The sequence below is a fragment of the Brevibacterium sp. UCMA 11754 genome (genome assembly GCF_021532275.1).
GTDB lineage: Bacteria > Actinomycetota > Actinomycetes > Actinomycetales > Brevibacteriaceae > Brevibacterium.
Window position 1 is genome coordinate 98,406 of the sequence record NZ_JACBOT010000025.1, and the last position, 21,644, is coordinate 120,049.

Genomic DNA, 21,644 nt, shown 5'->3' on the forward strand with positions numbered 1-21,644 from the left:
CTCAGTCACAATAACGAACAGTGTTCGTACGCGACGACGGGGTCAGCGGCGACACGCAGTGAGACAGAGGACGGCCGAATTGGCATCGACGTACTTCCACAACGGCACCATCTGGCGAGGCACAGGAGTCGACACCGCGGATGCCCTCCTCGTCCACGACGGAGTCGTCGCAGCTGTGGGATCTGTCGATGCGGACCGGCACTTGGCCGCTCTCGACACCGCACCTGACTCCGACGACGCCCTCGACCAGGTCGACCTCGACGGCGGTTTCCTCATGCCGTCCTTCGGCGATGGTCACGCCCATCCCATCTTCGGAGGACTCGAGGCGGAGGGACCGCAGGTGCGAACGTGTTCCAGCGTCGACGAAATCGTGGCCGAGGTGCGTCGCTTTGCCCAGACCCACCCCGAGATCGAGTGGATCACCGGCGCCTCCTATGACGGCAGCCTTGTCGGCGGTGGACTTTTCGACGCGCGCTGGCTCGACGAGGCAGTCGCGGACCGACCTGTGGTGCTGCGTGCTTGGGACTATCACACGGTCTGGTGCAATTCCCGGGCCCTCGAACTCGCAGGCATCACCGCGGAGACTCCCGAGCCTGAACTGGGCGAGATCCCCCGCCGAGGAGACGGCTCGCCCCTGGGAACACTGCGGGAATGGGGTGCCGTCGATCTCGTCGACGCAGTGCGTCCGCCGCTGGACGAAACCGTGCAGCTGCACGCGCTCGAACGAGCAGCAGACTACTACCTCGAGCGAGGGGTCACGTGGGTACAGGATGCCTGGGTCGAACCGGCCGATGTCGAAACCTATCTGGCAGCCTCGGATCAGAGCCGGCTCAAGGTCCGGTTCAATCTCGCCCTCTATGCAGATCCACGTCACTTCACCGAGCAGCTGCCTGCCATGGTCGAGGCCAGGAGGCGCGTCGAGAAGCGCGGTGATCCGCTGCTGAGTGCCCGGACCGTGAAGTTCTTCGCCGACGGCGTCGTCGAGAACGAAACCGGGTCGCTGCTCGAACCGTACTGCTCGTCGCTGCACAATCACGGCCTGCGAGTGTGGGAAGGCGAAACCTTGGCCGAAGCGGTTCGTGCCGTTGACGCCGCTGGCTTCCAGGTCCACATCCATGCCATCGGCGACGCGGCTGTCCGCCAAGCCCTTGATGCCATCGAGTCCGCCATCGCGGCCAACGGCCCACGCGACCGCCGTCCGGTCATCGCCCATGCGCAGCTCGTCGATGCCGACGACCTCTCACGATTCGCCGAGCTCGGGGTGATCGCGAACATGCAGCCGCTGTGGGCGCAGCTCGATGACCTCATGACCGTGCTCACTGTCCCCCGCCTCGGCGAGGAGAGGGCCGGTCATCAGTACCGGATGCGGACCATCCTCGAACGTGGTGGACGCCTGTCGTTCGGTTCGGACTGGCCGTGCACCTCGGGTACCCCCGTCGAGGGCCTGGCGATCGGCACCAGCCGACAGAACGATGCGGGCGAACCAGCCGGGGGTTGGACACCGGACGAGATCGTCGACATCGACCGTGCCCTCGACTGCTATTCGACCGCAGTGGCCCACCAGGCCTTCGCCGATAACTCCCCGGCAGTTTGGGGCGAAATCCGCCCCGGGGCGAGTGCAGACCTCATCCGATTCGACCACGACCCTCGGGACTTGACACCGCAGGAACTCGCGAATATGCCCGTTCGCACCACCTACCTCGGCGGCGTGGCCGTGCATTCATCGACCTGAGCGAAAGGACCACCATGTCCGACTCACACGACACCAGCGCGTTCCAAGGTGGCAGAGAACACCACGATGGCGGCGAAGGGCACCTCAAGCGTGCTCTCGGGGTCCCGTCTCTTGTGTTCTTCGGCCTCGTCTATATGGTGCCGCTGACCATCTTCACGACCTACGGCATCGTCACTCAGGTCACCGGAGGCCGGGTGCCGCTTGCCTACGTGATCACTCTCCTCGCGATGGTCTTCACTGCCAGGTCCTATGCGAAGATGGCCCACGAGCTGCCCTTCGCCGGGTCCGCCTACACATACACGCAGAAGAGCTTCGGGGCTGGTATCGGGTTCGTGGCAGGGTGGGCGCTGCTGCTCGACTACCTGTTCCTGCCGATGATCAACTACCTCGTCATCGGCATCTATCTGTCTGCAGCGTTCCCGATGATCCCCGCCTGGGTGTTCGTGCTCACGGCGATCGTTCTCGTCACGGCGCTCAATGTCATCGGCATTGTATCCGTGGCACGAGCGAACATCGTCATCATCGCGGCCCAGGCGATCTTCATCCTCACCTTCGCCGCGCTCGGCATTGCGTCGATGTCGGGTTCGGGCACGGTCGATCTCATGGCACCGTTCACCGGTGACGGCAGTGCACCCGGCTTCGGCAACGTCATGGCAGGTGCCGCAATCCTGTGCCTGTCGTTCCTCGGCTTCGACGCGGTCTCGACTCTGTCCGAGGAGGCCAAGGACGCCAAGCGCAGCGTTCCTCGTGCCATTGTCATCGCGACCGTCACGGGCGGACTCATCTACATCGTGCTCTCGTTCCTCGCTCAGCTCGTCTACCCGTCGAATGACTTCGCCGACGTCGATTCGGGAGCCCTCGATGTCATGGGTGCTGCGGGCGGAGAGTTCCTCACGATCTTCTTCACCGCCGCCTATGTCGCTGGGGCCTGCGGATCCGCGCTGACGTCTCAGGCCTCGGTCTCGCGTATCCTCTTCGCGATGGGCCGCGACGGCGTTCTGCCGAAGCGCTTCTTCGGGCGTCTCTCGCCACGCTTCCACACTCCGATCCTCGCGACGCTCTCCGTCGGAGTGGTATCGCTGTTCGCCTTGGCCGTCGACCTCAGCTTCATCTCCGAGATGGTCAGTTTCGGTGCACTCATCGCGTTCTCGGCCGTCAACCTCTCGGTCATCAAGCACTTCATCATCGATGGGAATCAGCGCGGATCGCGCGCGATCATCAACTACATCGTGCTGCCCGGCATCGGCTTCTGCCTCACCCTGTGGCTGTGGACGAGCTTGTCACCTAGAACGCTGCTCATCGGGGCAATCTGGCTGGTCCTCGGCATAGGCTACCTCGCCTTCGTCACTCGTGGCTTCCGCCGCCCGACTCCGACGCTGGACCTGGCCGACTAGAGGACGGGCATGCGGTGTAGTAAGCCCGCAGCGTGGTAAGCCGGACTTGCGGTCACCAGAGTCGGCGGCCGAGGATGCATGATTGCCGACTCCACAAATATCCATAGGTACAAGCTGCTATTTGTGCTAACCTGGTTGCATCCAAGCCAAGGGAGGCAGTCGATGAGTGCTGAAATCAACCTCGACCGGTCCTTGCGCGCATTGGCCGATGGCAATCGCAGGGCGATCTTGAACACAATCCGCACCGCACCGCTTCCAGTCGGAGTCATCGCCGAGGCGGTCGGGCTGTCCCAGCAGACGACATCGCACCACCTCGGTGTGCTTCGCACGGCCGGACTGACCGTCCGATCACGGGAGGGAACACGCCACCTGTTCGCGATCGAAACCGATGGCCTTGCGGCAGTACGCTCCTACCTCGATGGCTTCTGGCCGCATAAGCTCTCCGAGCTCAAGGCGGCCATCGAGGCTCAGGACGAACCTGGCACCGGCCGAAGCGAGCGCCATGGCTGAATTCCGAGACTCCATCGACATCGCAGCTTCGCCGGACACGATATTCGAGTACCTGACGACGAACTCAGGCATGACAGCGTGGATGGGGCAGTACGCCGATCTCGAGGCGACTGCTGGCGGTCGGTTTGCCGTCGAAATCGCGGGCCACCCCGTCCGAGGCGAATTCCTCGAGGTCGTTCGCCCACATCGAGTTGTCATGTCATGGGGATTCGCTGGCAGCGAGGAACTTCCCCCAGGGGCATCCAGGGTCGAATTCACCCTCACCGCCATCGCTACTGGAACGAGAGTCGACCTGTGCCACTCGCACCTGCCAGACACCGAGCTGCGCGGTCACGCCCAGGGGTGGGCGCACTTCCTCCCGCGTCTGATCATCGCGGGCCCAGGCGGCGATCCTGGAACCGACGACTGGCAGCCGCCCAGCGACTAGACCGCACTCAGCCAGCATCCGCACGCACGCGAAGTCACACTCACAGGAAACAACCGAGCACGGAGGAGCTTCTCATGACAAGCGAATCAGCCCAGGACATCGTCTTCCGATACCACCGCGCCTGGACCGGCGGTGACGTCGATCAGGCCATGGACCTCATCGACGATGACATCACCTGTCGAGCCCCAGGAGTCGACGTCGAAGGCAAGGAGGCGTACAGGTCGTTCATCGGCGGATTCGCGCCGATGCTCACCGGCATCAGCGACATTGCCGCTTTCGCTGAGGCCGACAGGGTCGCACTGTTCTACTACCCCGAGACAGCAGCGACAACGACTGCACCAGCCGCCGAATTCTTCATTGTTCGCGAAGGACTCATCAGCGAGAGCGTGCTCATCTTCGACCGCCTCTCCTATGGCCCTCCGGATCCGGACCGAGGTGCGCAATGACGATGACGTCCGCGCAGAGGTCACTTGCAGAACGCATCCGCACCTCAATCGCCGATGAACCCATTCAACGTGAGGTCTCGATGTTCGGCGGTCGCTCGTTCATGGTCAACGAGAAGATGATCGTCAGTGCCGGCAAGGACGGCTCCCTGCTGGTCAGGATCGCCGCTGAAGACCACGACCGGCTGCTGCTCGAACAACCCGGTGCTGAACAGGCCGAGATGGGAACGGGACGAACTATGGGACCAGGCTGGATCACCGTCGCCGCCGACCACCTCGTCGACGAGGCCTCCCTGGCACTGTGGCTCTCATTTGCGCTCGACTACAACCGAGCACCTAGGTGAGGCCCTGTGAGGCTCGACCACCTGGTCAGCACCCGCCGCTTCACACCACAGGCATCCGGTCCCGCTCATAGGTGATCGATGAATAGCCGTGAGGGTCCGGCTGCCCCGTCTCCCCTACGCTGACGAAGACGATTCTGTCGATGCTCAGAATGGACTTGCGCGTGATCATATTGCGCACCTGAGCTCGCATCGTCAGTGATGTTTTGCCGAAACGAGTTGCGACGAGGCCCATCTCGATGAGATCCCCTTGGCGAGCCGAAGCTACGAAGTTGATCTCGGAGATGAGCTTCGTGACCACGCTGTGGCTGCCGAGCTGAATGATCGCGTAGATCGCAGCTTCCTCGTCGATCCACTTCAGCAGGCTTCCTCCGAAGAGTGAGCCGTTCGCATTGAGGTCCTCCGGGCGAACCCACTTGCGTGTATAGAAGTTCATTCCATCGACTCGATGAGTCGTATTCGCCGAGGTCATTGCCGATTCGCTCATCGCCATCCCTATCGCAGTTCTCTCGCTCTTGAGCACAGGCTCGCCGAGGGATATTTCGCCTGGATTTCAGGCAAGGCGCAAACATTTCGGGCTGGTTTCACCTCGGCGCTCATGCAGATGTCCTGACGCGCTGATGCCCTGATGCCCTGATGCCAGACTATGTACTGCCTATTGCATTAGTGTGTGTCACACACTATTGTGTGAAACATGAACGAGGATGAAGAACAGTCACTGGCGACACACGAACAAGAGCTGAGACGAGGCACCGTCGTCTTCGCCAGTCTCGTTGCCTGCCGTCAGCCTCAGTACGGGTACTCCCTGCTGACGACTCTCACCGAAGCCGGCATCGCCACAGAAGCCAACACTCTCTACCCCCTGCTGCGAAGACTTGAGAAACAAGGGCTGCTCAGCGCCGAGTGGAACACCGAACAAGCGCGTCCGCGCAAGTACTACAGCGTCACCACCAGCGGGGCCGAAGTCGCCGCAGCACTCCACTCCCAATGGCTGGAACTCAACACCAGCATCACGAAACTCTGGAAAGAAGGAACACCATGAGTACGCTCATCACCATCTACGTCGACAATGTGGTCGGCCATCTCCCGCAGGACTCCCGAGGTGACATCGCGGCCGAGATCAAGGCCACAATCGACGATATGGTCGAAGACCGCCTCGGCGGCCTGGAACATCCTGCAGACGAGCAGACCGCGGCCGCCGAGCGCGAGGTACTCGAAGAGCTCGGCGATCCGGCCCAGCTCTCCCGGGAGTACACGAACTCGCCACAGCATCTCATCGGGCCGAAGTCCTACCCGGTCTTCATCTGGGCGATACGCTGGGTGCTTCCGCTCGTCGCCGTGGCCGCGACCGTGACGAACTCAATCGCGTTCATCGCCACCAACGATGAGGTCCAGATCGGGGCGCTCATCGGTCAGCTCGTCGGCAATACGATCGTCGCACTGCTCACGGCCTTCGCCGCAATCACGATCATCTTCGCCCTCGGCGACAGGGATATGAGCGAAGGTGCGGCAGATAAGATCGCCGGCACGAAGAAGGGCTGGTCAGTCGATCAGCTGCGCGCGACGGATGCGAAGGCGAACCAGATCCGCGCCGAGGCGGTCCTGAACCTGATCTTCCTCGTCCTTCTGGCGCTGATCCCGCTCATCCCGACCTCGCTGGTCTACGTCGGGCATCTCAACAACGGCGAGACATTCATCAATCCCGACCTGGGATCAGGATGGCTGCTCGGCTACTGGGGCTTCCTGGCCCTCATGGCCGTCATCGAAGTCATCAAGCTGGTCCGTTCTTCGACCAGTGCCGCGCTGATCATCACCGGTGTGGTCCTCGACGTGGCGATGGCCGTCTTCCTCACCATCGCTCTGCTGACGCAGCAGGTGCTGCACCCGGACCTCACATCCGCTTCGGGCGCCGAGGTGCAGCAGATCATCACCGTCATCGCAATCTGGGCCATCGTCATCTGGGATCAGATCAGCACGTGGCGCGCTCACCGAGCGAACCGCTGACCGCGTAGCCTGGTCCGGGTGCAGCTTCATCGCTGCACCCGGACGAGAGGAAATGGGCACATCATGACCGAAGAGATCGGCGTCGTCGGCGCTCGCGAGCACAACCTGTCCGGTTTCTCCGTCTCTCTGCCGCACAGGCAGCTCATCGGCATCTGTGGTGTATCGGGCTCGGGCAAGTCGTCGTTGGCCTTCGACACCATCTACGCCGAAGCTCAGCGCCGCTACCTCGAATCGGTCTCCCCTTTCACCCGTCACCTCCTCGGCGCGGTTTCCGCGCCCCAGGTCGACCGGATCACGGGCCTTCCTGCCGCAATTGCAGTCAAACAGCTTGTGTCGACTCCCCCGGAGAATTCGAGCGTGGGCACCCTGTCACAGGTCTCTGATCTGCTGCGGGTGCTGTTCTCCCGCTTCGGCGACTACCCGGCGAACCAGGGTCGTCTGCTTGCTTCTGCTTTCTCCCCCAACACCGTCGAGGGCGCCTGCCCGACGTGCGCGGCGAAGGGCAGCATCCATGACCTCGACCTCAACGCAGCCGTACCCGACGAATCACTGACCATTCGCGAGGGTGCCATCGCCGCGTGGCCGGGAGGCTGGCTGGGACGGAACTTCAAACACCTCGTCGAGGCACTGGGAATCGACGTCGACATTCCCTGGAAGCGCCTGCCCGCTGACACCCGCACCTGGCTGCTGACCACGGAAGACACACCATCGGTGACCGTCGAGCCGGAGAAGATACTCGACCACGTCGCCCGCGAATACACGGGCAAGTTCCGCAGCGCCCGCAGATATCTGCTCGACACGATGATCACGACCGGCAGCGAGACGGTGAGGGCACGCACGGAGGAGTACCTCAGCAACGAACTCTGCCCCGACTGCAACGGCAGCCGCATCAATCCCGCAGCTCTGTCGGTGACGATCGGTGGCGCCAACATCGCCGAGGTGGGCGACCACAGCCTCACAGACCTAGCCGTGACGATCAACGCCGCCATCGCCGCCGACCTCGAACGCGGCCCCAGCGAATCGAAGCGATTCTCCGCAGCCACAGATGAGGCCGCCCACGTCCTCCTCGACGAACTCGACAAGCGCACCGACGTGATCGAGCGCCTCGGCGTCGGCTACCTTCCGCCCAAACGGTCAGCGGCCACCCTCTCCCCCGGTGAGCTGCAGCGACTGCGCTTGGCAGCCCATCTGCACAGCGGCCTTCACGGCATGGTCTATGTCTTCGACGAACTCTCCACCGGTCTGCACCCGAAGGACACTGATCACCTCTTCACCCACATCGAGGCTCTGCGCGATGCGGGCAATACGGTCATCCTCGTCGAACACGATATGGAGATCGTGCGCCGCTGTGATTGGGTGATCGAGCTCGGTCCCGGCGGAGGTGCACGTGGAGGCCAGCTCATGTTCTCCGGACCCGTCGCCGAGGCACTCGACGGGGAGAGCTCGACCGCTGTCCGCCTGCGCAATGAGGCTCCTAGCGAACCTTGGCGAGCACCCCAGGAATTCGAAGATTGGGCTCGGTGCACCAGCCTGTCGGCGAACAACCTCCGCGGACTGGCACTGGCCTTTCCCATCGGCGGTCTCACCACTCTGACTGGAGTCTCCGGAGCGGGCAAGAGCTCGGTGCTGCGGTCGGTGGCGACACTGGCCAGGAGCGCTGGAGCCTCCCCGTTCGATGGTGAGGAGGAACCGCCGACGATATCCCGGCGCAGTGGCAGCGGTGGTGAGGGAGGAGATCTTGCCGAGGCCGATGCTGCCGGGCTCGAGGTCTTCGACCGGGTGGTCAGCTTCGATCAGTCCACCATCGGCCGGTCCCCGCGATCAGTCATCGGCACCTACCTGGGCATCTTCGATAAGATCCGCAGCCTGTTCGCGAAGACCGATCTGGCGCGCAGTCGTGGCTTCACCGCCTCACAGTTCTCCTTCAACACCGCCCGGGGACGCTGCCCCCGCTGTGAGGGCCTGGGCATCATCACCATCGATCTCGTCCACCTGCCGGCCTCCAGCGGCACCTGCCCCGAATGCGAGGGCCGCCGATTCATAGAGGAGACACTCGAGGTCACAGTCGAGGAGCTGACCATCGCGGATGTCCTCGATCTGTCGATCGATGCGGCGGCGACGGTGTTCGCCGAACGCCTCGGTCTCGTCGCCCATTTCGAGGTCCTGCAGAGGGTCGGCCTCGGTGGTCTGCTGCTCGGACAGTCCTCGGCGACGCTGTCCGGCGGTGAGGCGCAGCGGCTGCGGCTAGCCGCGGTGATGCGGGCCAGGAAGCGACGTGAGCGCTCACTATTCATCCTTGATGAGCCGGCCAACGGCCTGCACCCCAGTGATGCTCGGGTCCTGGGGAGGCTCTTCCGCCAGATCGTGGACGAAGGCGATACGATCCTCATCGCCGATCACAATATGGAGCTGGCCGCCGGCTCGGATTGGCTCATCGACATGGGCCCTGGACCTGGCCCCCAGGGCGGTCACATCGTCGCCTCCGGCCGGCCGGACGAGGTCGCCACGGCAGGCGTCGGTGCCACGGCCGAAGTGCTGTCGGCGCGGTTCGGCACCTCTGTCAGCTAGCGGCGGCTGAGACTCTCAGCCGCGTCTGAGGCTGCGGACGACGGTGAACTTGCTGGTGCGAGCGACCTGTTCGCTGGGCCCGATGACGCGTTCCAGAGTCTCGCGGTAGTGCAGGTGTGAGTTGTAGACCGTGAAGATTCGTCCCTCGGGTGCCAGCAGCTCGGCCGCTGTGCGCATGAGTCCGGCAGCGGTGTCAGTTTCGATGGTCGTGCCCTGATGGAACGGCGGGTTGAGCAGAATGAGGTCCTGCCCGCCAGTGCGCACCGAAGAGTCTGCGCCTGTCAGAGCCTGCACATCCGTGGCATCGGCGAGGATGGTCTCGACATCGAGTCCGTTCGCCTCCGCAGTCTCCCTCGCCGAGGCGACCGCCGCCTTCGACACGTCCACACCGGCACCCTTGTCCGCCGCCGTCACCTGCATCGCTGCAGCCAGCAGCCATCCGTTCCCGCACCCGAGGTCGAGGACCGAGTTCGGGGAACCAGGACCCGCCTCGGCGGTCTGGACACCAGCAGTTCTGGTTTCAGCGGCCTGAATATCGGCGGCCTGAGTATCAGCGGCCAGAGCCGTGAGCAGCGCGGCCGAGCCTTCATCGCTTTTGACCCCGGAGAAGCAGGCTCCGTGGGCTCTGACCTGCAGCGGACCTGTGGCCGGATGATCGATTCTGCTGTGCTTGGGAAAGCTCGGTAGGCTCGGCGACGACAGCGGGCGGCTGCCGATGATCATGCGGTGCTTGCCGACGCCTGGCGAGACATCGACGCGGGCGAAACCACGCGCCAATTCCTTGTTCACGGCTCGGCTCATCGAATCGCTGCGGCCGATGACGATGATCGTGGTCACGTGCGCCTGGACGGCGGCGATCGTCTCGGCCAACGCTTGGGTGGCCTTCGGTGCGTTGACGATCGCCCAGACTTCTTGCGCTTCCGGGGCGAAGACAGCGAGATCGTCGATGGCACTGGCCTGATCTGCCACCTCGGCGACGGTGCGCGCTTCGTCCACCCGATCGTTGTAGGTGCGCACGGGTACGATCTCGCTCAACAGCCGCGACTGCAGTCCCTGGCCGTCATCGACGATGAGGACCTCGTGCGGAAGCCCGGCAACCGCCTCGGCGTCCACGAATGTTCCTTCCGTCGCACGCCCGGAGACGTCGAGCTCTCCGCTGCGTCTCCCCAGGACATACTCGGTGAGGATCCTGGCCTGTGGGAATCCCGGAACTGCAGCGAGCTCGGGAAACTGTTCCAGCAGCTCCTGACTGCGGTGGCGGGCAGAAGAATCCGGCGACAGGAGGGTAGAAGGCATTAGAACAGTCTAGTCGGACTGAGCCCCTGCTTCAGTCGCGGATGCGCCACCACCAGGAACGACCGATTCACACAGATCTGCGGTGCAGCTTGAGACTGATTTGCGTGCAGGTTGGGGCGGACTGAGGAGCGTCGCAGCACGCAGATGTGCTACTAATTGAGGGAGCTTCGTCCAGTGTCGTATCAGGAGAGATCATGACAATTCTCGTCGGTTATTCCCCCTCACCCGAAGGCAAGGCTGCCGTCACGTTCGGCATCGACCAGGCGAGGGCCTTCGATGACACCGTGATCGTGCTCAATGCCGGCATCGGAGAGACCCCCGACGAACGCGGTGTCGCGACGAATCAGGACATGGACGAGCTCAAAGAGGCGCTGCGCTCATCCGAGGTCTCCCATGAGATCCTGCAGTTCCTGCGCGGCAATGACCCTGTTGAGGAACTCCTCGCCCTCGCCGAGGCGACCGAAGACACCCGCATGATCGTGATCGGATCGCGTCGCCGCTCCCCCGTCGGCAAACTCATCATGGGCTCAACCGCTCAGCGCATCATCCTCGACGCCGACGTTCCTGTCGTCTCTGTCAAGGCCGACAAGAAGAAGTAGTGCGCTGGGGAGGACTCACTCCCACGCAGCACATACCTACCGTGGAGCACGCTGTAGCTTAGGCCTCGACGATGGCTGCGATGAGGTCGTCGACGTCCTCGGCGGTGGTGTCGAAGGCGCACATGAGGCGCACGACATTCTTGGCCATGGGCCAGTCGGCAAAGGCGAATTTCTGCCGAGCTCGTGCTGCGACCTCCTCAGGCATGTGCACGAAGACGACGTTGGATTCGGTCTTCGCCACGATCGAGATATCGGGTGCACGGCCGGTGGCGGCCGCCTCGGCGAGGCCATCTGCCAATCGTTGGGCCATGGTGTTGGCGTGACTCGCGGAGGTGCGCCACAGCTCGCCATCGTAGAGGGCGCCCAGCTGGGCGGAGAGGAATCGCATCTTCGATGACAGCTGCAGGTTCATCTTCCGCAGGAACTTCATCCCCTGGCCGATGTCGGGGTTGAGGACGACGATCGCTTCTGCGCCGAGGAGTCCGTTCTTCGTCCCACCAAGGCTGATGATGTCGACGCCGGTCGCCGTCGTCAGCGATCCGAGCTCAGTGTTCAAATAGGCCGCGGCATTGCCAAGACGCGAACCGTCAACATGCAGGATCATATCGAGCCTGTGAGCCGTGTCGGCGATCTGGCGAATCTCCTCCGGCGTGTATGTCGTGCCCCACTCGGTCGATTCCGAGATGCTCACGGCCAAGGGCTGAGCGTTATGTTCGTTGCCGCGGCCGAGGACCGCGCCTTCGATGATCTCGGGAGTCAGCTTCCCGTCGGGGGTAGCTGCGCCAATGATCTTGAGTCCGCCGACCTTTTCCGGTGCGCCGGTTTCGTCATAGTTGATGTGGGCGGAGGCTGCGGTGATGACGGCCGCCCAGCGGGGCAGCGCCGACTGCAGCGCGAGGACGTTGGCGCCGGTGCCGTTGAAGACCGGGAACGCCTGGGCGGAGGGGCCGAAGTGGCCCTTCATCACCTCGCCGAGGCGCGCGGTCCAGGGGTCGCCCCCGTATCCGGGAGTGTGTCCGACATTGGCGTCCGTGATTGCGGCGATGACTTCCGGGTGGGCACCGGCCCAATTGTCGGAGCCGAAGTTGCGCGGGTGAGCCGAAGGCGAGGTGTCGACGGGCTGCGGGTCGAGGGGCTGCGGGTCGAGGGGCGTCGCCTGGCCGAGGGGCATCGCCTGGCCGGGTGGCGTCGCCTGGCCGGCCGGTATGTTCTGGGACAGCGGTGTCTGATCATTCACACGTTCAGATTAGCCTCCCGCGCCGGCCCCGCACAGTCCGTTCCACAACCACCCGTTGCAACGGGGTGATTTGATGCTGGCGGGATGGGTTGCTGAACCAACTGGAGGGAAAGCGAGCCCGGGTGTGAATTGCTGCTCCCGGTGCGTGACGCATCGGTACGCGCCGCCGCCAGCCGCTCACTTTCCTGCGGACACGCAAAAGCGCGGTCAAGGTGCAGTTGCCTAGCGTGTGTGCTGAGCGGTCGCACCCTGACCGCGCTGTTGTCGAGCGGGACGACTCAGGCGAGGAGTTCGCGCATGAGGTCGGCGGTTTCGGTCGGGGTCTTGCCGACCTTCACGCCTGCAGCCTCAAGGGCTTCCTTCTTCGCCGCAGCGGTTCCTGAGGAGCCGGAGACGATGGCGCCGGCGTGGCCCATGGTCTTGCCCTCGGGAGCTGTGAAGCCTGCAACGTAGCCGACGACCGGCTTCGTCACGTTGTCCTTGATGTAGGCAGCGGCACGCTCTTCAGCGTCTCCGCCGATCTCGCCGATCATGACGATGGCTTCGGTCTCAGGATCGTTCTCGAACGCTTCGAGCGCATCGATGTGCGTGGTGCCGATGACCGGGTCACCACCGATTCCGATGGCAGTGGAGAAGCCGAGGTCACGCAGTTCGTACATCATCTGGTAGGTCAGCGTGCCGGACTTGGAGACCAGTCCGAGCTTGCCCTTCTTGGTGATGTTGGCAGGGATGATGCCTGCCAGCGATGCCTCTGGCGAGATGATGCCCGGGCAGTTGGGTCCGATGATGCGGGTCGCATTGCCTGCGGCCTGAGCACGTGCCCAGACTTCGGCGGCGTCCTGGACCGGGATGCCCTCGGTGATGATGACGAGCAGACCGATCTTGGCGTCAACGGCTTCGATGGCCGCATCCTTGGAGAATGCAGGCGGCACGAAGGCCACGGAGACGTCGGCACCGGTGGCTTCCATTGCCTCGGCGACTGATCCGAAGACGGGCAGCTCAACTTCGTTGCCGTCTTTGTCGTTGTGCTTGACGGTGGTGCCGGCCTTGCGGGCGTTGACACCGCCGACGACGTTGGATCCGGCTGCGAGCATGCGCGCAGTGTGCTTGGTTCCTTCGCCGCCGGTGATGCCCTGGACGATGATCTTCGAATCGGAATTCAGGAAGATAGACATTTATGTAAAGACCTTTCCTTACTTGGCAGCAGCCAGTTCGGCGGCCTTATCGGCTCCACCGTCCATGGTGTCGGTCAGAGTGACGAGTGGGTTCGCGGCTTCCTTGAGGATCGCACGTCCTTCTTCGACGTTGTTTCCGTCGAGGCGGACGACGAGCGGCTTGGTGGCCTGGTCGCCGAGGATCTCGAGGGCCTTGACGATGCCGTCGGCCACTGCGTCACAGGCGGTGATTCCGCCGAAGACGTTGACGAAGACTGACTTGACCTGCTCATCGCCGAGGATGACCTCGAGACCGTTGGCCATCACCTCAGCAGAGGCTCCGCCTCCGATGTCGAGGAAGTTGGCAGGCTTGACGTTGCTGTGCTTCTCACCGGCGTAGGCGACGACGTCGAGGGTCGACATGACGAGTCCGGCACCGTTTCCGATGATTCCGACTTCGCCGTCGAGCTTGACGTAGTTGAGGTCGAGCTTCTTGGCCTTGAGCTCGAGTGGGTTCTCTGCGCTGTCGTCGCGCAGCTCCTCGTGCTCAGGCTGGCGGAAGTCGGCGTTCTCATCGAGAGACACCTTTCCGTCGAGCGCGATGATGTCACCGGCACCGGTCTTGACCAGCGGGTTGACCTCAACGAGGGATGCGTCTTCCTTCTCGAAGACGGTCCACAGGGACATCAGCACGGGGGCCACCTTAGCGGCGGTCTCCGCGTCGAAGCCTGCTTCCTTGGCGATCTCTTCGGCCTTCGCAGCATCGATTCCGTCGATGGCAGAGACTGGTATCTTGGCGAGAGCTTCCGGGCGTTCCTCAGCGAGCTGCTCGATCTCAACTCCGCCTTCCTTGGAGCACATGGCCAAGTAGGTGCGGTTGGACCGATCGAGGAGGACCGAGAAGTAGTACTCTTCAGCGATGTCTGCGCCTTCGGCGATCATCACCTTTTCGGTGATGTGGCCCTTGATGTCGAGACCCAGGATGTCCTTGGCGCGAGCTTCGGCTTCTTCAGGATTCTTCGCAACTTTGACGCCGCCGGCCTTGCCGCGGCCGCCCATCTTGACCTGAGACTTGACGACGACTACTCCGCCGCCGAGGTCTTCGGCTGCCTTCTTCGCTGCTTCTGGTGTCGTCGCGACCTGAGCCTTGAGCACGGGCACTCCGTGCTTCTCAAACAGGTCACGTGCTTGATACTCGAAAAGATCCACGTGTATTCCTTCGTTTCTACTGCCGGGTCTTTTGGCCCCGCAGGTGCGTTGACGGATGCAACAACCATGACCACTTTATTCCCAAGTGGCCCCGTCCATCCAAACGTGCAGGCCAAATCAGCCAATGAGTAAGAAATGTCTCGCTAAAAAGTATCTTTGGTCCAAAGAATCTTGATCTGGACGTAAAATCGGAACATGGACGAGGTTGATCGGATTGTCGCGGCATGGCGCCACGAGCGCCCGGATCTCGACGTGTCACCGATGGAGATACTCTCCCGCGTCTCACGGCTGGCCCGCCAACTGGATTTGGCACGGAAGTCCAGCTTCAGCGACTACGGCATCGAGGGGTGGGCCTTCGACGTGCTCTCCGCCCTGCGCCGTTCCGGTGAGCCCTATCAGCTCTCCCCCTCAACTCTGCTGCAGGAGACATTGGTCACCAGCGGCACCATGACCAACCGCATCGATCGACTCGTCACCGCCGGCTGGGTCGAACGACTGCCAGACCCCGGAGATCGCCGAGGTGTGCTCGTGCGGCTGACGGCCGCTGGCCGCGCCACGGTCGACTCCGCTCTTGCCGACCTGCTGGTCAAGGAGCGCGAGATCCTCAGCGACCTGACTCCGGCAGGACGTCGCAAGCTCGCCTCACTGCTGCGGCAGCTCTCGACCGGATTCGACGCCGACGAGAGCTGAGCACCTGTCACAGGGTGCACTCGGGCAGACCCAGTCCGACGGAAGGAAGAGTTCAATGACGAACGAGAAGGAGATGTCATGACCGACGCGAACCTCACCGACTGGACCGGGGTCAAGCCACCTCGGCGGGAGACGATCCACGGTCGCTATGTCGACCTCGAGCCCCTCGACCCCCAGCTCCATGCGGATTCACTCTTCGCAGCAGCCTCGGCGGACGGATCGGATGAGCGTTTCCGGTACCTGCCGCAGATGCCGCAGACCGCACGCTCGGACTTCGACGAGTGGATTCGCACAGCGTCCGAATCGACCGATCCGCTGTTCTTCGCCGTGGTCGACCGCAGCTCCGGGCGGGCCGAGGGTCGACAGGCGCTGATGCGCATCGATGCGAACAACGGCGTCATCGAGATCGGCAACATCCTGTGGGGACCGGCCCTGTCACAGACTCGAGGAGCCACCGAGGCATTCTTCCTCTTCGCCGACCTTGCCTTCGCCAGCGGGTACAGGCGCTTCGAATGGAAGTGCGACAACGACAATGCGCCGTCGAGGAAGGCAGCGACGCGTTTCGGCTTCACCTTCGAAGGTCTGTTCCGACAGCACCTCGTCATCAAGGGCCGCAACCGCGACACCGCATGGTTCTCCATCATCGACACCGAATGGCCCAGTCTGCGCGCGGCCTATGTGCGGTGGCTCGATGAGGACAACTTCGACGAGGCCGGAGCGCAGAAGGTCAGCCTGAGCGATCTCATGCCGAACCGAGCACAGTAGACAGCAGACAACGCACGAGCTCGATGCAAGCCGAGCAGTCGGACCCCAGCAATCGGGCCCAGGCCAGCGCGTCCACCGGTGCGAGCGCGACCTCTCGGATTAGGCTGGAAGGCGAGACCGGGCCCTGGGTCCGGCACCGCCACGACGACCACCTCACGAGGAACCATGCGAATTCGCTCTCTTGCCCTCCTGACCACCGCCGCAGTGCTGGCCACGATGACAGCCTGCGTTCCCACCTCGGAGGAGACCCGCCCCGAACCGCGTCCCTCCGTCAGCGAGGAGGAGGTCATTCCGGTCGAGACCCCCGATGACGCTCCGAAGGTCTCCATCGTCGACTCCTCTCCCGGAGGTGCGAAGGACGCTGATCCCCTGTGGCAGGGCCTCGCCGAGGCGGCCGCGAACAAGTCCGAGGCCTACCTCAAGGTCTATGTCCACACCGGCAACCCCGACGTTCCCGATTCGGGTGAGGCCACCGTCACCGCCGACACTCCGGACAGTGTCAGTGTCACCGTCGATGCCGAGAACGTCGATACGAAGAAGTCACCGTTCCTGCTCGTTCAGGGGACCTTCACCGTTGAGGAGATCGGCGGGTCCGCGTACACCCTGAAGGCGAAGAACTCCGATGACATACCGGAGCTCGACCCGAAGGGCCCCGATGATGAGGCTCGGTGCACGGCCGAGGACGCTCAGGACCGAATCTCGCTGGCCGCTCAAGATCTGGCCGATGACCCCGATAAGCGTGAGGACTTCCGTCAGCAGTGGGGCGCCTCTCCCCAGGTCTGGTGGGGCATTCAGAAGACCGCAGCCAGCCTCAACCAAGAGGGTGGAGTCGCCGGTGACTTCCTCACCGAGGCCTGCGGGGAGTACCTTCAGCAGTAAGGCAGACACCTCAGAACTCGCACGAGAGAACCACACCCCATGAAGATCGCGATCGTTGGAGCCGGCATCGGCGGACTCTCAGCCGCCGTCGGCCTGCAGAAGGCCGGCGCACAGGTCACCGTGTTCGAAAGGGCCGCCGAGGTGCGCGCCGGGGGTTCAGGTCTGTCCGTCTTCGCCAATGGGCTCAGGGCCCTCCAATCCCTGGGCCTCGGCCCTCAGTTCGCAGCGATCACTGACAAGAAGGCAGAGTCCTTCGCTGCGGGCCAACGACGCCCCGACGGACGCTGGATCGCACGCCTTCCCACCGACAGCGTCGGAGAGCTGCGGATCGTCGACCGAGCCGACCTGCATCGGATACTGCTCGATGCCCTCGATGAGGGAACCGTGCGCACCAACGCCTTCGTCACCTCGGCGAGCATCGCTGGAACGGTGACGGTCGGACCCGGTCCCCAGGAAAACTTCGATCTCGTCATCGGTGCCGATGGTCTCAACAGCCAGGTGAGAGAGACCATCAAGTCCGGAATCGGACCTCGCTATTCGGGATATTCGAGTTGGCGTGGAATCACCGAACGCCCGGTCGACCTCGATGGAGCCGCTGGCGAGACCGTGGGTCGGGGCCTGCGCTTCGGCATCGCTCCACTCAAGGACGAGCGCGTGTACTGGTTCGCGGTGGCGAACATGCCCCAGCACGCGAGTTTCGCCGATGAGAAGGCGGCTGTGCGGGACCTGTTCTCCTCCTGGCACGCACCGATCGCTGAGCTCATAGCCACGACACCGAGTGACCGAATCCGGCGGACCGCGATTTCAGACCTCGCCGCTCCCCTGCCGACCTACCACCGGGGACGCGTCGTCCTCCTCGGCGATGCGGCCCATGCGATGACCCCGAATCTGGGTCAGGGCGGCGGTCAGGCCCTCGAGGATGCAGCGACACTGACCGCGTTGCTGGCACCGGTCATCGCGGACTCGTCGGGCCCAGTGTCCCCAGCGGACTCGGTGAGCTCAGCGGGTACGTCGACGTCAGCAGGAGGAGTCGACGTTCAGCTGCGGCGTTACGACCGGCTGCGCAAGAGGCGCAGTCAGTCGATTGCAGCGAAGTCTCGAATTCTCGGTGCCGTCTTCCAGATGCAGTCACCGTTCCTGTCCGGAATCCGAGATGCGATCTTCTCTGCTGCGCCTGCCAAGGTCACGGCGGCCCAAGCCGCCAGCGTACAGAAGTGGCACCCGCCGAGCGCCTGAGCTGGCGGCTGGCGGCTGGCGGCAGGCGGCTGGCGGCAGGCGGCTGGCGGCTGGCGGCTGGCAGAGCTTGTTCGCCCGATGTGTCACATCACGGGCGAGGCACGTCAGGGAATCCCGTCCATTGCAGCGGGGGCGGCAGATGCCCTCGTCGCCCGGATGCTCAACGCAACCATCGACTGGCAGATCAGGCCCACGGCCGATGAAGCCTTCGCGACCAACGATCATTCCGACGCCGGCTGGGACGCACAAGTCCTCGATGAGTTCGAGGCGCTAGTTGTCGAACTCGCGCCGCTGGCTCAGCGGCTGACGAACGTCCTGACACGATTCGAGGGAATGCGGCACCGAGGTCCGAGGCCTCAGCCTTCGAGTGCCCGGTTGTAGGCGTCGACGACCGAGGGCAGGAAATACCCCAGAAGCACAGCAAGCGCCGTGACCAGACAGGCCAGCCCGAGCCACAGGGTTCCGGCGATGACGCTGAAGGCGAAGACGATGACGAGCAGTTCGAAGGCGATCGCCGCCGGCCGGGCCCAACGATGCAGTTTCCATGATCCGCGCGCCGCAGCGGCCACGCCGGCAGCGAAGATGAGGAACATGACGGCCAGCCCCAGCAGCGAACCTGCAAGAGCACCTGCACTGAGAGCGGTGAGGATGAATGACAGGGCGGACCCCAGCAGGGCCAGCACCTGAATCCCGAGAACCACAACGACCAGCAGCATCGCTCGTGGGGTGGGAACACCGTGACCGTCAGGCTCGGCCGAACCACCCGACGGCGAGGAGCCGTCGGGTATGTTCGAACGCTTGTCCCGTGAACTCAAATATTCACCCGGGCGAACCCTGGAATGAGGATCTCGTCGAGCATGCGCTCGCGCACATCGAGTGGCAGGAACGCCGCGGTGACAGCGTTGACGGTCGCCCACTCGAGGTCGGTCTGAGTCCAGCCGGCCTCATCGACGAGCAGACGCATCTCACGCGTGACCGACGTCGCTGACATCAGGCGGTTGTCCGGGTTGATGGTGACGGCGAAGCCCAAGTCTTTGAGTCCGGTGATCGGATGGGAGGCGATGGAGCCGCCGATGTCGGTCTGCAGATTCGAACTGGGGCACAGCTCGAGCGGAATCTGCTGATCGAGAACCCAAGCAGCCAGGCTGCCCAGCTGACCTTCGCCCTCGACGATGTCCATGTCCTCGACGATGCGGGCACCGTGGCCGATGCGCTGGGCATGGCAGATGGTGAGAGCTTCGTGGATCGAGTCCTTGCCGGCAGCCTCACCGGCGTGGATCGTCACGGGCACATATGCCTGGTGGAGTGCGTTGAACGCGGACAGGTGCGCCGAGGGCGGGAAGCCGTTCTCAGGACCGGCGATGTCGAAGCCGACGACTCCGGATTCGGATCCCTTCTCGCGGTGCCTGATGGCCAGTTCTGCGATGGCCATGGAATTGTCCGCCTGGCGCATGGCTGTGATGATCTGACCGACGCGGATGAACTTGCCGTCCGAGGAGGCTTCGATGACTCCGGCTTCGAGTCCTTCCTGAACGGCTTCGACGACCTCGTCGAGTTCGAGTCCGCCTTCCAGGTGCTGCTCCGGAGCCCAGCGGGCCTCAGCGTAGAACACACCGTCGGCGACCTGGTCGAGGACCCATTCCTTGGCCACTCGCATCAGGCCCTCACGACTCTGCATCACGGCTGCCGTGTGAGAGAAGGTCTCGAGGTAGCGGACCAGATCACCGGAGCTCGCGGAATCGTGGTACCACTGGGCCAGCGCATCGGGTTCGGTGGCGGGCAGTTCGTGGCCGACAGAGGCAGCCAGTTCGATCAGCGTGGCGGGGCGCAGGCCACCGTCGAGGTGATCATGGAGGGAGACTTTGGGCAACTGCAGGATCGGGTCGTCTGCTGCGACACCAGCGGGATTATTCAACACCCGCACAGCTTATCGGATCAGCGTGGAAGAACTCTGAATGAATCGGTCGGCACCAGCGGTGTCACAATCGAGCAGTTCAGGACTTCCTTGGGTCGATGTCCCCGCTCTTGATCCGTTCCCGCAGATCGGCGATGCTGCGCCCTGCGTCGGACGTCTGGCTGAGGAAACCGTCCTCGGCGGCGATCCTCACGCCGCCGTTGTCGATCGTGCCCTTGTAGCGGCGGTCGGCAACAAGGAATCCACCCATCTCGGTGGGGTCCTCCTTCGAGGCTTCGGCCACCTCGTCGGGATTCTTGCTCTGCGGCCATTCGGCAAACATGCTCCGCAGTCCACGGCGGATGTTCGGCTCGATCGTCGCGATGATCGTGTCGCTGAAGGCCCCGGACGCTCCATACCAGATGACCTTCGGCAGAATCGGGTCTTCGCCCTTGTCTTCCGGCTTGGGCTCTTCGGTGGTCAGAGCCTGCTGCTTCTCGGTGGCCGCGGTGACCACTCCCATCGCTGCCGACGACCCGAAGGGGACGACGACGTCGACGTCCGAATCATGGGCTGCGTCGAAGAAGTCCTTCCCCGCATCGCTGGTGTCGGCCACGGTCCGATCATCGACCGCTTCCTCCCGGAAGGACTTCACGTGCTCGACGTCCTCATCGGCTTCGTCGTTGTAGAGGTCGACGCCGGCGTCGAAGGCGTCGAGTATCTTCTTCGCCTGCGGGAACCCTCGTGACACGACCGTGCCGACCTCACCCGATTCACTCGCCGTGGCCGCAATGTACCCGGCGATGAAGGCCGGCGGCACGAGGTCGAAGTCAATGCTGAGCACATTGTCCGGGAAGTCATCGTGACCACTGGCCACACCCAGGTAGAGGCCCTTGGAGTGGGCTCTGGCCTGGTCTGCCAGTTCGTCGGCGCCCCCGGGCCCGAGCACTGTCGTCAGCGCGCAGTCCTTATCGTTCATCCTCTTCAGAGCCGCCGAGGTGGCCGATGAGTTGGTCACCCGCTGGCTCGATGTCGCGGAGAACAGTCCCTGAGACCGTGCCAGCTCCGTCTCCGCCAGAGTGAGAGCCCCAGCAGAGTGGTCGTCGAATCCTGCCGGAGCCGAGATCATGCACCCGAGTGTGGCATCTTCGACTGGCTCGGGAGCCGTCATCGAGCATGCGCTCAGTGCCACCAGGCTCAATGCGCTGAAGCCGGCGCCCAGCGCCGTGCTCATGACCTTCACTCTCATGTCTCCAAGATTATCGG

The 21,644-nt window shown here is 63.6% G+C and carries 23 protein-coding genes; 15 read left to right on the plus strand and 8 right to left on the minus strand.

The genetic code is table 11. The features are described from left to right. Positions 1-58: 58 nt before the first annotated feature. The 6 genes from HX613_RS14155 to HX613_RS14180 all read left to right on the plus strand — a co-directional run bounded on the left by HX613_RS14155 (position 59) and on the right by HX613_RS14180 (position 4,850). Positions 59-1,732, plus strand: coding sequence for an amidohydrolase (locus HX613_RS14155; protein ID WP_235345902.1), 1,674 nt, complete (start codon positions 59-61; stop codon positions 1,730-1,732). Between the two features lie 14 nt (positions 1,733-1,746). After that, positions 1,747-3,126 (plus strand): APC family permease, encoded by a 1,380-nt coding sequence (locus HX613_RS14160; protein ID WP_235345903.1) that lies wholly within the window; start codon positions 1,747-1,749, stop codon positions 3,124-3,126. Positions 3,127-3,288: 162 nt separating this feature from the next. Beyond that, positions 3,289-3,636, plus strand: a complete 348-nt coding sequence (locus tag HX613_RS14165) for an ArsR/SmtB family transcription factor (protein ID WP_235345904.1) — start codon at positions 3,289-3,291, stop codon at positions 3,634-3,636. Then, positions 3,629-4,063: an SRPBCC family protein gene (locus HX613_RS14170; RefSeq protein WP_235345905.1), complete on the plus strand. Its 435-nt coding sequence runs from the start codon at positions 3,629-3,631 to the stop codon at positions 4,061-4,063. Before HX613_RS14165 ends, HX613_RS14170 begins: the two co-directional genes overlap by 8 nt. A 74-nt stretch (positions 4,064-4,137) precedes the next feature. Beyond that, positions 4,138-4,509: a nuclear transport factor 2 family protein gene (locus HX613_RS14175; protein ID WP_235345906.1), complete on the plus strand. Its 372-nt coding sequence runs from the start codon at positions 4,138-4,140 to the stop codon at positions 4,507-4,509. Beyond that, complete coding sequence (locus HX613_RS14180) at positions 4,506-4,850, plus strand: TfoX/Sxy family protein (RefSeq protein ID WP_235345907.1); 345 nt, start codon at positions 4,506-4,508, stop codon at positions 4,848-4,850. The genes HX613_RS14175 and HX613_RS14180 overlap by 4 nt, the downstream gene beginning before the upstream one ends. A 40-nt stretch (positions 4,851-4,890) precedes the next feature. On the opposite strand, the gene HX613_RS14185 is transcribed toward HX613_RS14180, so the two are convergent. Further along, positions 4,891-5,334 (minus strand): acyl-CoA thioesterase, encoded by a 444-nt coding sequence (locus HX613_RS14185; protein WP_442862606.1) that lies wholly within the window; start codon positions 5,332-5,334, stop codon positions 4,891-4,893. 207 nt (positions 5,335-5,541) lie between these two features. Here HX613_RS14185 and HX613_RS14190 point away from each other — a divergent pair, with 207 nt between their 5' ends. The 3 genes from HX613_RS14190 to HX613_RS14200 all read left to right on the plus strand — a co-directional run bounded on the left by HX613_RS14190 (position 5,542) and on the right by HX613_RS14200 (position 9,419). Further along, the gene (locus HX613_RS14190) at positions 5,542-5,889 is read left to right on the plus strand and encodes a PadR family transcriptional regulator (RefSeq protein WP_235345908.1); all 348 of its coding nucleotides are present in this window, start codon (positions 5,542-5,544) and stop codon (positions 5,887-5,889) included. Next, positions 5,886-6,851, plus strand: coding sequence for an HAAS signaling domain-containing protein (locus HX613_RS14195; protein WP_235345909.1), 966 nt, complete (start codon positions 5,886-5,888; stop codon positions 6,849-6,851). The genes HX613_RS14190 and HX613_RS14195 overlap by 4 nt, the downstream gene beginning before the upstream one ends. Positions 6,852-6,914: 63 nt before the next feature. After that, positions 6,915-9,419 (plus strand): ABC transporter, encoded by a 2,505-nt coding sequence (locus HX613_RS14200; protein ID WP_235345910.1) that lies wholly within the window; start codon positions 6,915-6,917, stop codon positions 9,417-9,419. Positions 9,420-9,434: 15 nt separating this feature from the next. Here the strand turns inward: HX613_RS14200 and HX613_RS14205 are convergent, their stop codons facing one another. Then, positions 9,435-10,715, minus strand: a complete 1,281-nt coding sequence (locus HX613_RS14205) for a class I SAM-dependent methyltransferase (protein WP_235345911.1) — start codon at positions 10,713-10,715, stop codon at positions 9,435-9,437. 194 nt (positions 10,716-10,909) lie between these two features. On the opposite strand from HX613_RS14205, the gene HX613_RS14210 reads away from it, so the two are divergent. Beyond that, positions 10,910-11,314, plus strand: a complete 405-nt coding sequence (locus tag HX613_RS14210; protein WP_235345912.1) for a universal stress protein — start codon at positions 10,910-10,912, stop codon at positions 11,312-11,314. Between the two features lie 58 nt (positions 11,315-11,372). On the opposite strand, the gene HX613_RS14215 is transcribed toward HX613_RS14210, so the two are convergent. From HX613_RS14215 to sucC, 3 genes are all read right to left on the minus strand, one after another. Continuing rightward, on the minus strand, positions 11,373-12,551 hold the full coding sequence (locus HX613_RS14215; RefSeq protein WP_235345913.1) for a threonine aldolase family protein: 1,179 nt from the start codon (positions 12,549-12,551) through the stop codon (positions 11,373-11,375). 278 nt (positions 12,552-12,829) lie between these two features. Beyond that, positions 12,830-13,726 (minus strand): succinate--CoA ligase subunit alpha, encoded by an 897-nt coding sequence (sucD, locus tag HX613_RS14220; protein WP_198396941.1) that lies wholly within the window; start codon positions 13,724-13,726, stop codon positions 12,830-12,832. Positions 13,727-13,744: 18 nt separating this feature from the next. Further along, positions 13,745-14,914, minus strand: a complete 1,170-nt coding sequence (gene sucC, locus HX613_RS14225) for an ADP-forming succinate--CoA ligase subunit beta (protein WP_235345914.1) — start codon at positions 14,912-14,914, stop codon at positions 13,745-13,747. Positions 14,915-15,109: 195 nt separating this feature from the next. Here sucC and HX613_RS14230 point away from each other — a divergent pair, with 195 nt between their 5' ends. From HX613_RS14230 to HX613_RS14250, 5 genes are all read left to right on the plus strand, one after another. Then, a complete protein-coding gene (locus HX613_RS14230; RefSeq protein WP_235345915.1) occupies positions 15,110-15,604 on the plus strand; it encodes a MarR family winged helix-turn-helix transcriptional regulator in 495 nt (164 codons plus the stop codon). 78 nt (positions 15,605-15,682) lie between these two features. Beyond that, positions 15,683-16,369: a GNAT family N-acetyltransferase gene (locus HX613_RS14235; protein WP_235345916.1), complete on the plus strand. Its 687-nt coding sequence runs from the start codon at positions 15,683-15,685 to the stop codon at positions 16,367-16,369. Positions 16,370-16,534: 165 nt separating this feature from the next. Then, complete coding sequence (locus HX613_RS14240; protein ID WP_235345917.1) at positions 16,535-17,248, plus strand: hypothetical protein; 714 nt, start codon at positions 16,535-16,537, stop codon at positions 17,246-17,248. Between the two features lie 39 nt (positions 17,249-17,287). Beyond that, positions 17,288-18,484, plus strand: a complete 1,197-nt coding sequence (locus HX613_RS14245; protein WP_235345918.1) for an FAD-dependent monooxygenase — start codon at positions 17,288-17,290, stop codon at positions 18,482-18,484. A gap of 78 nt (positions 18,485-18,562) precedes the next feature. Further along, positions 18,563-18,865 (plus strand): hypothetical protein, encoded by a 303-nt coding sequence (locus tag HX613_RS14250; protein ID WP_235345919.1) that lies wholly within the window; start codon positions 18,563-18,565, stop codon positions 18,863-18,865. Here HX613_RS14250 and HX613_RS14255 read toward each other — a convergent pair. The 3 genes from HX613_RS14255 to HX613_RS14265 all read right to left on the minus strand — a co-directional run bounded on the left by HX613_RS14255 (position 18,841) and on the right by HX613_RS14265 (position 21,627). Then, positions 18,841-19,299, minus strand: a complete 459-nt coding sequence (locus HX613_RS14255; RefSeq protein ID WP_235345920.1) for a hypothetical protein — start codon at positions 19,297-19,299, stop codon at positions 18,841-18,843. The genes HX613_RS14250 and HX613_RS14255 overlap by 25 nt on opposite strands. Further along, entirely contained in the window at positions 19,296-20,402 is a 1,107-nt protein-coding gene (locus tag HX613_RS14260; RefSeq protein WP_235345921.1) for an adenosine deaminase, read from the minus strand. Before HX613_RS14260 ends, HX613_RS14255 begins: the two co-directional genes overlap by 4 nt. Positions 20,403-20,478: 76 nt before the next feature. Next, a complete protein-coding gene (locus HX613_RS14265) occupies positions 20,479-21,627 on the minus strand; it encodes a BMP family ABC transporter substrate-binding protein (protein ID WP_235345922.1) in 1,149 nt (382 codons plus the stop codon). Between the last annotated feature and the right edge of the window lie 17 nt (positions 21,628-21,644).